General features: G+C 64.2%; 10 protein-coding genes and 1 pseudogene. 4 read left to right on the forward strand and 7 right to left on the reverse strand.

The window, feature by feature from the left end; all coding sequences use genetic code 11:
• Positions 1-129 precede the first annotated feature (129 nt).
• A complete protein-coding gene (locus tag KIH76_RS01700) occupies positions 130-1122 on the reverse strand; it encodes a LacI family DNA-binding transcriptional regulator (RefSeq protein ID WP_214374854.1) in 993 nt (330 codons plus the stop codon).
• A 216-nt stretch (positions 1123-1338) separates the two neighbouring features.
• On the opposite strand from KIH76_RS01700, the gene KIH76_RS01705 reads away from it, so the two are divergent.
• The 4 genes from KIH76_RS01705 to purD all read left to right on the forward strand — a co-directional run bounded on the left by KIH76_RS01705 (position 1339) and on the right by purD (position 6826).
• On the forward strand, positions 1339-2631 hold the full coding sequence (locus KIH76_RS01705; protein ID WP_219068951.1) for a substrate-binding domain-containing protein: 1293 nt from the start codon (positions 1339-1341) through the stop codon (positions 2629-2631).
• Positions 2632-2732: 101 nt separating this feature from the next.
• Positions 2733-4238, forward strand: coding sequence for an amidophosphoribosyltransferase (gene purF / locus KIH76_RS01710; protein WP_219068953.1), 1506 nt, complete (start codon positions 2733-2735; stop codon positions 4236-4238).
• A 206-nt stretch (positions 4239-4444) separates the two neighbouring features.
• The gene (gene purM / locus KIH76_RS01715; protein ID WP_219068955.1) at positions 4445-5482 is read left to right on the forward strand and encodes a phosphoribosylformylglycinamidine cyclo-ligase; all 1038 of its coding nucleotides are present in this window, start codon (positions 4445-4447) and stop codon (positions 5480-5482) included.
• Between the two features lie 72 nt (positions 5483-5554).
• Positions 5555-6826, forward strand: a complete 1272-nt coding sequence (purD, locus tag KIH76_RS01720) for a phosphoribosylamine--glycine ligase (RefSeq protein WP_219068957.1) — start codon at positions 5555-5557, stop codon at positions 6824-6826.
• Positions 6827-7149: 323 nt separating this feature from the next.
• Here purD and gmk read toward each other — a convergent pair whose 3' ends face one another.
• The 6 genes and pseudogenes from gmk to efp form a co-directional block, all read right to left on the reverse strand.
• Positions 7150-7761, reverse strand: a complete 612-nt coding sequence (gmk, locus tag KIH76_RS11500) for a guanylate kinase (RefSeq protein ID WP_236036773.1) — start codon at positions 7759-7761, stop codon at positions 7150-7152.
• Positions 7762-7896: 135 nt separating this feature from the next.
• A pseudogene (pyrF, locus tag KIH76_RS11505) lies at positions 7897-8814 on the reverse strand (orotidine-5'-phosphate decarboxylase); the annotation flags it as partial.
• Positions 8811-12197 carry a carbamoyl-phosphate synthase large subunit gene (gene carB / locus KIH76_RS01730; RefSeq protein ID WP_219068961.1) on the reverse strand — a complete coding sequence of 1129 codons (3387 nt, stop codon included), beginning with the start codon at positions 12195-12197 and terminating at the stop codon, positions 8811-8813. The gene carB and the pseudogene pyrF, both read right to left, overlap by 4 nt.
• Positions 12190-13410 carry a glutamine-hydrolyzing carbamoyl-phosphate synthase small subunit gene (carA, locus tag KIH76_RS01735; RefSeq protein ID WP_219068963.1) on the reverse strand — a complete coding sequence of 407 codons (1221 nt, stop codon included), beginning with the start codon at positions 13408-13410 and terminating at the stop codon, positions 12190-12192. The genes carB and carA overlap by 8 nt, the downstream gene beginning before the upstream one ends.
• Positions 13411-13503: 93 nt before the next feature.
• Complete coding sequence (gene nusB / locus KIH76_RS01740; RefSeq protein WP_219068965.1) at positions 13504-14022, reverse strand: transcription antitermination factor NusB; 519 nt, start codon at positions 14020-14022, stop codon at positions 13504-13506.
• Positions 14023-14076: 54 nt separating this feature from the next.
• Entirely contained in the window at positions 14077-14643 is a 567-nt protein-coding gene (gene efp / locus KIH76_RS01745; protein WP_214375137.1) for an elongation factor P, read from the reverse strand.
• Between the last annotated feature and the right edge of the window lie 17 nt (positions 14644-14660).

A 14660-nucleotide genomic window follows, 5' to 3' on the forward strand; every position in this document is an offset into this window, starting at 1 on the left:
TGCCAAAATTTTCCATGTTTGCGATCACCGACGATTGACACGATCAAATTATCCGTTATCGTTCACAACGTAGCGACGACCGCCTATGTACCGCTACAAATCAACCGATCGGCATCACATGAGCCATGATCATTTCGCATGCGCGCACGTCTCACGAACCAGCAGACGCGTCGGCAAGACGACCGGCCGCGAGATACCGACGCTGCGATGCCGCACCTGATCGATGAGCAGTCTGGCCGCCTGCTGCCCCATCTCACGCCACGGCGTCGCCACCGAAGTCAACGCCGGCGAGATCAGCGAGCCGAGTTCGATGCCGTCGAACCCGATCACCGACACCGACCCCGGCACGTTCACGCCGCGGTCACGCAGCTCGTTGACGAAACCGATCGCCATGAGATCGTTGTAGGCGAACACGGCCGTGGTCGGGTTCGCGAGAAACGCGTCGACCGCAAGCGCACCGCCCTTACCGGTCGGCGCGTTCCCGTCGATGCGCCGTAGTCGGATACGCGCCGCCGCGCATTTGGCGTACAGCGCCTGCCATCGGGTGCTTTCGCTCCAAGACGCCTCCGGGCCGGCCAGATACGTGATCTCGCGATGGCCAAGACCGGCCAAGAGATCGACCGCCTCGCCAATGCCCTTGGTGCAGTCCGCGATCACCGACTGAATACCGCGCACCGTGCGGTTGACCATCAATACGGGCTTGGTCTGCGCCACTTTGCGGATCGTCGCGTCCGAAACGCGAGAGGAGAGGAACACGAATCCGTCCGCATGCGGCAGGGTGAGGCTGGCAAGCTTGCGCTCCAATACATTGCCCTCCTCGGTGTCCACGATCATCAGCCCGTAGCCGTTGCGCAGACATTCGTGCTGGATGCTGTGCGCGAGGTCAGAAAACAGCGGGTTCCTCAGATCGGCCACGAACGCGGCGATCAGACCGCTCGGCTGGTCGCGCGAGAACGGTTCGACCGTCTCGTTGCGATATCCCAGTTCGTCGGCGATCAGCCGGATGCGCTTGGCCGTCTCGGCGTTCACCCTGCCGGGACGCGACAACGCGCGCGACACGGTGGATACGGACACGCCGGCCGCGAGCGCAACGTCGTTGATCGTCACCCGTCCTTGTGCCATGACGAATTCTCCTTGCTCCATTGCGATCATGCATATGCTCGATGTGCAATCAAGTCTAATGCAAAAAAGTGCAACAACGATCATGATCGAACATGATCGTGATATGGTATGCCGTAATTCATGATCGCGCGCCGACGAAGGTGTGCGACATGCGCGTCGAAAAGCACGTGCGGCGAATGCACGGGCACGATGCGGCAGCAGGAAAGCGAAGAGGCAATGACCGTTCTCACCGAAACAGCCACAGGCACGTCGGCGGCCGGCGCAACCGGCACCGACGAGAAGAAGTATTTGCCGGCCGAGCGGCAGGACATCATCCTCGGCATGCTCTCGCGCGGCATCGTCGTGCGTGTCGACGAACTCGCCAAAACACTGGACACGACGCCGATCACCGTACGCCGCGACCTCAACACACTCGCCAACGCTGGCCTGATCCGTCGCGTGCGGGGCGGCGCAACCGCGCTCGGCGACGATACGCAGATCGCCGACTTCTCCGGCGACGCCGCATCGGCCCCGCCATCGCCCGTCCGCCAGTCCGCAGCCTCCCGCGCAAATCGACCGTCCGCGGCGGTCGCGTCACTGTCATCACTGCCGTTGCAACCGTCCGCCTCGGCCATCCCACCGTTGTCGTCCCCGCAAGCCTCCCGGTTCGCCGACGCCCAATCGCACGGCATGACCCCCACGCTGTCGGGCACGATCGGCGTGATGTTCCCCGAACCAAGCTTCAACTGGCCGGTCACGTCGCAGGCCATCGACAAGGAGGCCGCCGCTCACGACCTCGGCGTCGAGACGCGATCGACCACATACGACAACGGCGACGAGATCGCCATCGTGGAGGATCTGCTGTCCGATTCGTCGGTGATCGGGCTGATTCTCGCGCCAAGCGTGCGCATGCAGGGATCGGATATCTGGCAGTGGCTCAAGGACGCTCCAGTGCCGGTCGTGCTGGCCGAACGCGAGCCGCCGTTCGGTGTGGACGGACTGGACATCGTAATGACCGACTACCGCACCGGCGTACGGCAGGTGATCGACCGGTTCGTCGCGCTCGGGCACCGCCGACTGGGACTCGCGCTCACGCATACGCCGGTGTCGGACTACATCGAAGACTGCTGGCGGTCGGTGACCAAGCGACTGGACACGGTGGACAGCGCGTTCGTGCGCACCAACGTCGCGCCGTACGATTCGGTCGGCGTCGAATCCGTGGCCAAGCAGGCGATCGACGAAGGCACCACGGCGATGCTCGTCCATTCCGACTGGCTGGCGATGTCGCTTGCGCAGACGCTGGAACGGCACGGCGTGGCGATGCCGGCCGACCTGTCGATGATCTCGGTGGACGGCTACATCACGCCGAACTCACGCCCGCTGACGGCGATGCGTTCGGTGCACCGCGAGCTGGGACGGGTTAGTGTCGACCTGCTCATTTCGCGGTACCTGCATCCCGAGCGGCCGGCGCGGCGCGTGATGGTCGCGCCCGAATTCGTCGAACGAGGCTCGCTCGCCCCTGCCAGATAGCCGCCGGGCCGAACCTTGCGAACAGGCTGATGTAGCCGGCAATTGGTAAGCTGGATTGCTAGTGAAATCCCCTGTCTCCTATGGTTCGGAAGGAGCTTGGCTTGTCGGCTGAACTCGAAGATATCCACGAAGAATGCGGCATTTTCGGCGTGTGGGGCCACCCTGACGCCGCCCGTCTCACCTATTTCGGACTCCACGCACTCCAGCATCGCGGCCAGGAGGGCGCCGGCATCGTCTCGAACGACAACGGCCATCTCATCGGCCACCGCGGGCTGGGCCTGCTGACCCAGGTGTTCGGCGACGAGCGCGAGATCGCCCGTCTCAAGGGCGACAAGGCCATCGGCCATGTGCGTTACGCCACCGCCGGCTCCGGCACCACCGACAACATCCAGCCGTTCATCTTCCGCTTCCACGATGGCGACATGGCCCTGTGCCACAACGGCAATCTCACCAACTGCCCGTCGCTGCGCCGCGGCCTCGAGGACGAAGGCGCGATCTTCCACTCGAACTCCGATACCGAAGTGCTCATGCACCTCATCCGCCGCTCCACCAAGCCGACCTTCATGGACAAGCTCAAGGAGGCGCTCAACACCGTGCATGGCGGCTTCGCGTACCTGCTCATGACCGAAAACGCGATGATCGGCGCGCTCGACCCGAACGGCTTCCGTCCGCTCTCGCTCGGCCGCATGAAGAACGGCGCGTATGTGCTCGCGTCCGAGACCTGCGCGCTCGACGTGGTCGGCGCTGAGCTCGTGCGCAACATCCGCCCCGGCGAGATCATCGTCGTCTCCGATCACGGCTACAAGATCGTCCAGTACACCGACAAGACGCAGCTGGCGATCTGCTCGATGGAGTTTATCTACTTCGCCCGCCCCGACTCCGACATCTACGGCGTGAACGTGCACTCCGCCCGCAAGCGCATGGGCGCGCGCCTGGCCGCCGAATCTCCGGTCGAGGCCGACATGGTCATCGGCGTGCCGAACTCATCGCTGTCAGCCGCGTCCGGCTACGCGGAGGCCGCGCACCTGCCGAACGAGATGGGCCTGATCAAGAACCAGTACGTCGCCCGCACGTTCATCCAGCCGACGCAGGAGCTGCGCGAGCAGGGCGTGCGCATGAAGCTGTCCGCCGTGCGCGGCGTGGTCAAGGGCAAGCGTGTGATCGTCATCGACGATTCGATCGTGCGCGGCACCACCTCGAAACGCATCGTGCAGCTGCTGAAGGAGGCCGGCGCGGCCGAGGTACACATGCGCATCAGCTCGCCGCCGCTCAAGTACCCGTGCTTCTACGGCATCGACATCTCGACGACCAAGGAGCTGATCGCCGCGAAGAAGTCCGTCGAGGAGATCCGCGACTACATCGGCGCCGACTCGCTCGCGTTCCTTTCGCTCGACGGCTTGGTCGAGTCGATCGGACTGGGCGCGGACGCCCCGTACGGCGGTCTGTGCGTCGCGTACTTCAACGGCGACTATCCGACCGCACTGGACGACTACGAGGACGATTTCCTCAAGTCGCTCACCCCCGAGGATCGTGTGCGTCTGCCCGAGTTCGCGCTCTACAAGAGCAAGTACGAGGGCAACGAGTACGCGGTGAAACCCGCGGAATAGTGTTCCTCCCCGATCGATCAACGTCATTTCGAGCGAAGCGCAGCGCAGCCGAGAAATCTTTCAGATGCCCGGCACATACAGATTTCTCCGCTCGGCTATCGCCTCGGTCGAAATGACACGGTGAATCATCACTGCAATCCGTCTTACAGACAACTTTCCCCGCAACGAACACCACAACATAACCGCACATTCAAGAAAGGAATGTCATGCCCAAAGCCTATGAGAACGCCGGAGTGAGCGTCGAAGCCGGCTACGAGGTCGTCAAGCGCATCAAGTCGCACGTCGCCCGCACCAACCGTCCGGGTGTGGTGGGCGGCATCGGCGGCTTCGGCGGCCTGTTCGATCTCGCCTCCCTCGGCTATCAGGAGCCGGTGCTGATTTCCGGCACCGACGGCGTGGGCACCAAGCTCGTCGTCGCCAAGCTGGCGAACAAGCACGACACCATCGGCATCGATTGCGTGGCCATGTGCGTCAACGACATCGCCGCGCAGGGCGCCGAGCCGCTGTTCTTCCTCGACTACATCGCGTGCGGCAAGAACGATCCGGCGCTGCTCGAGCAGGTCGTCGCGGGAGTCGCGGACGGCTGCGTGCAGGCCGGCGCTGGTCTGATCGGCGGCGAAACCGCCGAGATGCCGGGCATGTACGACGAGGACGAGTACGATCTGGCCGGCTTCGCGGTCGGCGTGGCCGAGAAGTCCGCCATCGTCGACGGCTCGACCATCACCGACGGCGACGTGCTCATCGGCCTGCCGTCCACCGGCGTACACTCCAACGGCTTCTCCCTCGTGCGCAAGGCCCTGTTCGAACAGGCCGGCTACACCGTCGACACCGAGCTGGACGAACTCGACGGCGCGAAGCTCGGCGACGTGCTGCTCACCCCGACCAAGATCTACGTGAAGGCCCTTGCTCCCCTGTTCAAGGCGGGCGTGGTCAAGGGCGTCGCGCACATCACCGGCGGCGGCTTCATCGAGAACGTGCCTCGCATGATCCCCGACGGCCTCGCGGCTGAGATCAACCTCGGCTCGTGGCCGGTGCTGCCGATCTTCGACGTGCTCGAGAAGGCCGGCGAGATCGACCACATGGAGATGTACAACATCTTCAACATGGGCATCGGCATGGTGCTGGCCGTTCCGGCCGAGCGCGCCGACGAGACGCTCGAACTGCTCAAGGCCAACGGCGAAGCCGGCTATGTGATCGGCAAGATCACGCCGGACACCGACGGCACGCAGATCGCACTCAAGTAACTTCCCGTTTTTCGTGGCTCCCCTCCGTGAGGGGAGCCACTTACTTGTCAGATACGAAAGGACTCATCAACAATGGGACAGAAGGTTCTGGTCATCGGCTCCGGCGCCCGTGAGCACGCGATCGCGCACGCCCTGCTGCGCGGCGGCAGCGTCGACGAGGTCACCGTCGCCCCGGGCAACCCGGGCATGGCGCTCGACGGCATCCGCGTCGTCTCGCTCGGCTCCTCCAACCACGCCGCGCTCATCGACTTCGTGAAGGACAACGGCTACGACTGGGTGTTCATCGGCCCGGAGGTTCCGCTGATCGAAGGCATCGTGGACGCGTTCGCCGCCGCCGGTATCAAGGCGTTTGGCCCGTCCAAGGCCGCCGCACAGATCGAAGGCTCGAAGGACTTCGCCAAGCAGCTCATGGTGCGTCACGGCATCCCCACCGCCAAGTACGAGACGTTCCACGAGCTCGAGCCGGCCGTCGCCTACGTGCACGAGCACGGCGCACCGATCGTCATCAAGGCCGACGGTCTGGCCGCCGGCAAGGGCGTGACCGTCGCGATGGACGAGGACACCGCCGTCAAGGCGCTCGACGACATCTTCATCGACCATCGCTTCGGCAACGCGGGCGCCAAGGTCGTCATCGAGGACTTCCTCGAAGGCCAGGAGTTCTCGCTCATGAGCTTCGTGAACGGCACCGAGTTCTGGCCGATGCCGATCTCGCAGGATCACAAGCGCGCCTACGACAACGATGAAGGCCCGAACACGGGCGGCATGGGCGCGTACAGCCCGGTGCCGCAGATCGGCCAGGACGTGGTCGATACGGCCCTTGAGACGATCGTCAAGCCCACTGTCGAGGCGATGGCCGCCGAAGGCACGCCGTTCACCGGCATCCTGTACGCGGGCCTGATCGCCACCGCCGACGGCCCGAAGGTCATCGAGTTCAACGCCCGCTTCGGCGACCCGGAGACCGAGGTCGTGCTGCCGCGTCTGACCTCCGATCTCGGCGCTGGCATCAACGCGATCCTGAACGGCGAGACTCCGACGTTCGAGTGGAAGACCGACGGCGCGACGCTCGGCGTCGTACTCGCCTCCAAGGGCTACCCGACGAACGTCATCAAGGGCGCCCCGATCCCCGAGATCACCGTCGACGCCGATTCACACGTCTACTACGCGGGCGTCGCCTCCGACGACAAGCACGGCCTCGTCGCCGACTCCGGCCGCGTGCTTCTCGTCGAGACCTCCGCGGATTCCATCAAGGCCGCACAGGACAAGGTCTATCAGATCATCGACGTGCTCGACACGCACGGCATGTTCTATCGCCACGACATCGGCTCCAAGGCGCTGAACGCGTGATGATGGAGCGTTAGCTTCGTTACGGAGCACTCGACGTACTTTGTACGCCTTCGTGCTCCGCGCTTTGCTACCGCACGCATCATCACACGTTCAGTGTGTTAAGCATGCCTATATGAAAATGGGGTTTGTTCCTTTGCAATAAAGGAACAAACTCCATTTCGTATGTCATTCGCTGATGCCGGTACCGCGACCGAGGAGCAACGACGAGGACACTTCGTTATTCAGCGTTGCGTAGCATCAGCGAATGATGCGTGCGGAGACCGCCGTCCGAAACCGAAGGCGTGCTCAGACGTCGAGGTTGAGGAAAGGCGATATACGCTCCATCATTCGCTGATGCCGTACTCCTTGGCGAGGAGGGCCCACAGCTCCTCTGCCGCCTTGTCGACGTTGTCGTTGACGATGGTGACGTCGAATTCACCTTCGGCGGCGAGCTCGACTTTGGCGGTTTCCAGACGGCGATTGCGTTCCTCTTCGGTTTCGGTGCCACGACCGGTCAAACGACGAACGAGTTCGTCGAAACTGGGCGGAGCGATGAAGACGGAGAGAACCTCCATGCCGAGCTCCTTGGCGCGTTCCTTGACGCGACGGGCGCCTTGCAGGTCGATTTCGAGGATGGTGGGCGTACCGGCAGCCAGATGCTCCTCAACGGGCTTAAGCGGCGTGCCGTAGTGCGCGAGGCCATGCACGACGGCGGTTTCGAGGAACTCCCCCGCCGCTTCCTTGGCGATGAACTCGTCGTCGGTCATGAACCAGTAGTTCAGGCCGTTCACTTCGCCCGGGCGCGGCTTGCGCGTGGTGGCGGAAACGGACACCCATACTTCGGGGTGCTTCTTGCGCAATGCGGTTTCCACGGTGCCCTTGCCCACGCCGGCGGGGCCGGTGAGCACGAGCAGTCGGCCGCCGCGCAGCGCCTGTTCGTCGTTGTTGTTGTCCATAGCATCGTCCTTGGTCGTGCCGGTATCGGCGGCATCAGACTGAACCGAAGTTTCTGCCGGAGCCGCGCCGGCCGTCTGCTGCGGCGTATCCACTTCGGCGGAAGCGTTCGTATCGTGTGCCATCGTCGTGCGATCGTTCTTGCGCGTGTCTTCGGTCGCTTCCAGCAGCGCCTGACGCACGTCGATGGAGATCGCATCGGTCGCCTCGGCCAAAGCCTGGATATCCGGGCCGTGCGAGGCGATGAAACGCGACACTGTCACGAGCACGTTGCCGCTGGTGCCCTTGAACACCGAGCGCAGGTCCTTGGCTTCCGCGCCCTGCCAGCCGTAGCCGGGAGACAGGATCGGGCCGGTGAACTGCGCGGGGTCGATGCCGCTGTCGTCGATCCACTGGCCGATGGTCGCGCCGATGATCAGGCCGACCGAACCCATGCCGTTGATGCCGGCGTTGAATTTCTGCACGGTGCTGGCCACGCCGAACGCGACGGTCTTGCCCTTGTAGTCACCACGCTGGCGGATGGCGGTCTGCAGGCTCGCGCCCTCCTCGTTGGAGGTGAGCGAGGCGACGAACACGCCGCGGCCGTTGTTGAGCGCGTCGTTGATCACGCCGGACAGCGAACGTGCGCCGTAGTACGGCAGCAGGGTGATCGCGTCGGCGAGCAGCGGTGCGCCGGGCTTGAAGTAGGCGTCGGAGATGGCCGAGATCGTCGTGGCGAGGCCGCCGTGCAGACAGTCGACGATGGTGATGATGCCCATCTGGCGTGCCGCGTACAACACGCGTTCGAGCGCGGCGATGCCTTTGGAACCGTAGCGCTCGAACATCGACGACTGGAATTTGACGGCGGCGGCGCGGCCGGACGCGGCCTGCAGCATGCGCATGGCGTACAGTTCCGCGCCTTCAGCATCGACGTTGTAGCCCCAGTCAGTGAGGAGCTTGCGATGCGGGTCGATTCCTACGCACAACGGGCCGTACTTGGCCATCGAATTGCTCAGGCGCAGACCGAAATCCGAGCGCTGGGCTTGCTGCTCTTCACTGCTGAGGCTATTGGTCATTTGTTGTCCCGACCTTCCATTTCGAACAACTGCTGCGAATGTTCCTGGATGCTCATGATCTGGTAGTCGTTCTTCTTGACGGCTTCGATGGCCATGAGCACGGCTTGGAATTCGGTCATCGTCGTGAACTGCGGGATGTCGGCCGCGATGGCCGCGGCGCGGATGGAGTATCCGTCGGAGCGCGAGCCGCGCGAATTCGGCGTGTTGAGGATCAGGTCGATGTCGCCGTCCTCGATGAGTTCCACGACGTTCTTGCCGATGCTGCCCTCCGCATGGTTGACGACGATCGGCGCGTCCGGATCGGTGTCCATGCGCGTGTTGATCTTGTCGACGATCTTCGAGTCGATGCCGTAGCGGCGCAGCACGGATGCGGTGCCTTCGGTCGCCCAGATCGTGAATCCGAGCTCGACCAAGCGCACGGCGACCATCGGCAGCTGGCGCTTGTCGGTGTCGTTCACGGAGATGAACACGTTGCCGCCGGTCGGCAGGCCGCCTTCGTAGGCGGCGAGCTGGCTCTTGGCGAACGCGTGCGGGAAGTCGCGGTCGAAGCCCATGACCTCGCCGGTCGAACGCATCTCGGGTCCGAGCAGCACGTCGACGGTCTTGCCGACCGGCGTGCGGAAGCGCTTGAACGGCAGCACGGACTCCTTGACGGCGACCTGCTGGCCGCGGTGCATCACGCCGCCGTCGCCCTTGGGCAGCAGCAGGCCGTTGGCACGCTGGTCGGCCACGGTCTCGCCGGCCATGATGCGCGCGGCGGCCTTGGCCAGCGCCACGCCGGTCGCCTTGGACGCGAACGGCACGGTGCGCGAGGCGCGCGGGTTGGCTTCGATGACGTACAGTGTGTTCGCCATAAAGGCGTACTGCACGTTGATCAGGCCCTTGACGCCGCATCCCTTGGCGATGGCGTAGGTGCCCTCCCTGAGGCGACGGATCTGGTCATCGCTCAACGTCGACGGTGGCAGGGTGCAGGCCGCGTCGCCCGAGTGGACGCCGGCCTCCTCGATGTGCTCCATGATGCCGCCGATGTAGAGTTCCTCGCCGTCGAACAGCGCGTCGACGTCGATCTCGATGGCGTCCTGCAGGAACTTGTCGATGAGCAGCGGGGAAGGCAGACGGCCGGACACGACGGTATCAGCCTTCGCCTCGTCGAGCGCGCGGTTGACGTACTTGACGAGCTGAGCATCGTCGTACACGATCTCCATGCCGCGGCCGCCGAGCACGTAGCTCGGGCGCACCAGCACCGGGTAGCCGATGTTGTGCGCGGCCTCGCGGGCCTCGTCAAGGCTCAGCGCGGTGCCGTAGCGCGGCGCGTTCATGTGCGCCTTCTTGAGCACCTCGCCGAACAGCTCGCGGTTCTCGGCCAGATCGATGCTTTCCGGCGTGGTGCCGAGGATCGGCACGCCGGCGGCCTTGAGTCGCGCCGCGAGCGACAGCGGCGTCTGACCGCCGAGCTGCACGATCACGCCCTTGACCGGGCCCATCTTCTTCTCGGCCTCGTAGATCTCGAGCACATCCTCGAAGGTGAGCGGCTCGAAGTACAGGCGATCGGACATGTCGTAGTCGGTCGACACGGTCTCCGGGTTGCAGTTGACCATGATCGTGTCATAGTCCTTGCCGAGCTCCTGCACCGCGTGCACGCAGGTGTAGTCGAACTCGATGCCCTGGCCGATGCGGTTCGGGCCGGAGCCGAGGATGATCACGGCCTCGCGCTCGCGCGGGCGCAGTTCCGTCTCATCGGCGTAGCAGCTGTAGTAGTACGGCGTGACCGCGTCGAACTCGGCGGCGCAGGTGTCGACGGTCTTGTAGACCGGGCGCAGGCCGTAGTTCCAGCGCAGCTCGCGCACCGTGTTCTCGCCCTCGTCGCCGAGGCCGCGCAGGTGGGCGATCTGCAGATCGGACAGGCCGGCCTTCTTCGCCTTCTTGAGCAGCTTCGGGGTCAGGGTCTCGGCGGCGCGCACTTCAAGCGCCATGTCGTTGATGAGCACAAACTGGCGGATGAACCACGGGTCGATCTTGGTCGAGTCGAAGATCTGCTGCTCGGTCGCGCCGCCCCACAGGGCGCGCTGGATCTGCAGGTAGCGGTGCTCCGTCGGAATCTTGATCGCCTCAAGCAATTCGGCGACCTCAGCCGGCGACGGCTTCTCGCCGTCCCAGTTGAAGCCCATGTGACGCTTGTCGATCGAGCGCATGGCCTTGCCGAGCGACTCCTGGAAGTTGCCGCCGAGGGCCATCGCCTCGCCGACAGACTTCATGGAAGTGGTCAGGCGCGGGTCGGCGCCCGGGAACTTCTCGAACGCGAAGCGCGGCACCTTGGTCACGACGTAGTCGATGGTCGGCTCGAACGAGGCCGGCGTGGACTGCGTGATGTCGTTGCGGATCTCGTCGAGCGTGTAGCCGAGGGCCAGCTTGGTCGCGATCTTGGCGATCGGGAAGCCGGTGGCCTTGGACGCGAGGGCCGAAGAGCGCGAGACACGCGGGTTCATCTCGATGACGATGATGCGGCCGGTGTCGGGGTGCACTGCAAACTGGATGTTGCAGCCGCCGGTGTCGACGCCCACGCCACGGATGATCGCGATGCCGATGTCGCGCAGCTTCTGGTATTCGCGGTCGGTGAGGGTGAACACCGGGGCGACGGTGATCGAGTCACCGGTGTGCACACCGACCGGGTCGACGTTTTCGATCGGGCAGACGACCACGACGTTGTCGTTGCGGTCGCGCATGAGCTCGAGTTCGAATTCCTTCCAGCCCTCGATGCCCTCTTCGATCAGGACCTCATCGGTCGGCGAGTAGTGGATGCCGGCGCCGGCGATACGGTGCAGCTCCTCCTCGTTGTGCGCGATGCCGGAGCCGAGGCCGCCCATCGTGAAGCTCGGACGCACGACCAGCGGGTAGCCGAGTTCCTCGGCGATGCGGTCACATTCGCGCAGCGTGTGTGCGATACGCGAGCGGGCCGACTCGGCGCCGGCCTCCTCGACGACCTTCTTGAACAGTTCGCGGTCTTCGCCGCGGTCGATGGCCTCGAGCGAGGCGCCGATCAGCTCGACGTTGTACTTCTTGAGTACACCGGCCTCGCCGAGCGCCATCGCGGCGTTGAGTGCGGTCTGGCCGCCGAGAGTCGGCAGCAGCGCGTCGGGGCGTTCCTTGGCGATGATCTGCTCAAGGATCGGGGTCGCGATCGGCTCGATGTAGGTGGCGTCCGCCATCTCCGGGTCGGTCATGATGGTGGCCGGGTTGGAGTTGACCAGGATGACGCGAATGCCTTCCTCACGCAGCACGCGGCATGCCTGGGTGCCGGAATAGTCGAACTCGGCGGCCTGTCCGATCACGATCGGGCCGGAGCCGATGACCATCACCGACTTGATGTCCGTACGCTTAGGCATTGCGCTTTTCCTCCTTGGTCGTCTTCATCAGGTCAACGAAACGGTCGAACAGATATGCGGCGTCGTGCGGGCCGGCGGCCGCCTCGGGGTGGTACTGCACGGAGAACGCGGGGATGTCCACGCACTGCAGGCCCTCGACCACGTCGTCGTTGAGGTCGATGTGCGAGACGAGCACCTTGCCGTACTTGCCGTGCTCATACGGGGCGTCGACCGGGTCGCCGATCGGCGCGTCCACGGCGAAACCGTGGTTGTGCGCGGTGACCTCCACCTTGCCGGTGGTCAGGTCCTTGACCGGCTGGTTGATGCCGCGGTGGCCGAACTTGAGCTTGTAGGTGCCGAAGCCGAGCGCGCGGCCGAGCAGCTGGTTGCCGAAGCAGATGCCGAAGAACGGGTAGCCGGCGTCGAGCACCTTGCGCAGCAGCTCAACCTCCGGGTCGGCCTGCTCCGGGTCGCCCGGGCCGTTGGAGAAGAACACGCCGTCCGGGTTGAGGTTTTCGATCTCCTCGAAGGTGACGGTGGACGGCACGACGTGCACGCGGCAGCCGCGTTCGGCCATGCGGTGCGGGGTCATGGCCTTGATGCCGAGGTCGACAGCTGCAACGGTGAACAGCGGCTCCTTGCCTTCGAACTCGCCGCACGGCTCGATGGTGTAGGTCTCCTTGGTGCTGACCTCGTCGTACAGGCTCAGACCCTTCATCTGCGGGGTGGCCTTGACCTCGTCGAGCATGGATTCGACGGTGCGCGGTTTGCCGGTCGCCGCGTCGATGAGCGCGTCGCCGGAGAAGATCGCGGCGCGCATCACGCCCGCGGAACGCAGGTGACGCACCAGCTTGCGCGTGTCGATGCCGCTCAGGCCCACGATGCCCTCGCGCTTGAGATCATCGTCCAGCGAGCCGGTGGCGCGCCAGTTGCTCACGTTCGGGCTGGGATCGCGCACAACGTAGCCGGCAACCCAGATGCGCGAGGATTCGGGATCCTCCTGGTTGATTCCGGTGTCGCCGATGTGCGGGAACGTCTGCACGACGATCTGACGGTCGTAGCTTGGGTCGGTCAGCGTCTCCTGGTAACCGGTCATGCCGGTTGCGAACACGAGCTCGCCGTGGGTAGTCCCAAGCGCACCGTAAGGCTCCCCCACATACACTTGTCCGTCCTCAAGAACAAGAACGGCTTCATCAGGGGAAAAACTCACGGCTTCGGAATCAATCTGGTTCACCAAAACCCCCTCAATATCTCGGGTCAACTGTCTTTCACGATAGCGGCCGGCGGGGACTCGTGGAACCCGCGCAAAGCCGCAAGTTGCACTGTTTTATTCGGACTCGCCGTCTGACGGATCGCCCTGATCGGCGTCGTCTTCGTCGGCGACGATCTCGTTCGACGGGTCGTCGTCCTTGGACTGCTCGGACTGGGTGAGATTCGCGATCACCGTATCCTTGTCGGTGCAGATCGCGCTCAGCAGGCCGTGGATGAAGGCCGGCGAATCGTCGTCGCACAGAGTCTTCGCCAGACCCAGCGCCTCGTCGATGGCGACCTTGTCGGGAACCTCGTCGTTGAACAGGATCTCCCAGACGGCAATGCGCAGAATGTTACGGTCAACGACCGGCATACGCCAGACCTTCCAGCCGGTGGAATGGTCATTGAGCGTGCGGTCGATGCCGCGACGATGCTCAGCGACGCCGCGAACGACGTCGACGGCGTAATCGGGAAGCGGGGTCTGCGCGCCCGGCTCGGCGATGCGCTCAGCAAGAAGGGACAGGATGTCCTGTCCCTTCTCGTCCGCTTCGTACAACGTATTCAGAGCCCTCTTGCGGGCGGTGGAACGTGCCATGAAGCTCTCTATTCCTTTGATCTTATCGGGTCACTCGAAGATCGACGATCCGAATCAGCCGTTCTCGCGGCCCAGGTAGGAACCGTCGCGGGTGTCGACCTTGACCTTCTCGCCCTCGTTGATGAACAGCGGGACCTGGATCTCGGCACCGGTCTCGACGGTGGCCGGCTTGGTGCCGGCGTTGGAGCGGTTGCCCTGCAGGCCCGGCTCGGTGTGGGTGATCGTCAGGATGACGGAGGCCGGCAGTTCGACGGACAGCGGGGTGCCGTCGTGGAAGGACACGATGCAATCGGTGCCCTCGAGCAGGTACTTGGCCTGGTCGCCGACCAGCGACTTCGGGATGTAGATCTGATCGTAGGTGGTCATGTCCATGAAGACGAAGTTCTCGCCATCCTCGTAGGAGTACTGCAGGTTGCGGTTGTCGACGGTCTCGAACTCCATCTTCATGCCCGCGTTGAAGGTCTTGTCGACGATCTTGCCGGAGAGCACGTTCTTGATGGTGGTGCGCACGAAGGCGGGGCCCTTGCCCGGCTTGACGTGCTGGAACTTGGTGACGGTCCACAGCTGGCCGTCGAGGTTCAGAACGGAACCATTCTTGATGTCATTGGTAGTCTGTGCCACAGTTACTCACCTATTCG

Source organism: Bifidobacterium simiiventris, from assembly GCF_019331715.1.
Lineage (GTDB): Bacteria > Actinomycetota > Actinomycetes > Actinomycetales > Bifidobacteriaceae > Bifidobacterium > Bifidobacterium simiiventris.

Excerpts from the sequence above, each read along its gene's own strand:
- KIH76_RS01700 (WP_214374854.1), bottom strand. The coding sequence starts at position 1,122 with ATGGCACAAGGACGGGTGACGATCAACGACGTTGCGCTCGCGGCCGGC.
- KIH76_RS01705 (WP_219068951.1), top strand. The coding sequence starts at position 1,339 with ATGACCGTTCTCACCGAAACAGCCACAGGCACGTCGGCGGCCGGCGCA.
- purD (WP_219068957.1), top strand. The coding sequence starts at position 5,555 with ATGGGACAGAAGGTTCTGGTCATCGGCTCCGGCGCCCGTGAGCACGCG.
- purM (WP_219068955.1), top strand. The coding sequence starts at position 4,445 with ATGCCCAAAGCCTATGAGAACGCCGGAGTGAGCGTCGAAGCCGGCTAC.
- nusB (WP_219068965.1), bottom strand. The coding sequence starts at position 14,022 with ATGGCACGTTCCACCGCCCGCAAGAGGGCTCTGAATACGTTGTACGAA.
- gmk (WP_236036773.1), bottom strand. The coding sequence starts at position 7,761 with ATGGACAACAACAACGACGAACAGGCGCTGCGCGGCGGCCGACTGCTC.
- carB (WP_219068961.1), bottom strand. The coding sequence starts at position 12,197 with ATGCCTAAGCGTACGGACATCAAGTCGGTGATGGTCATCGGCTCCGGC.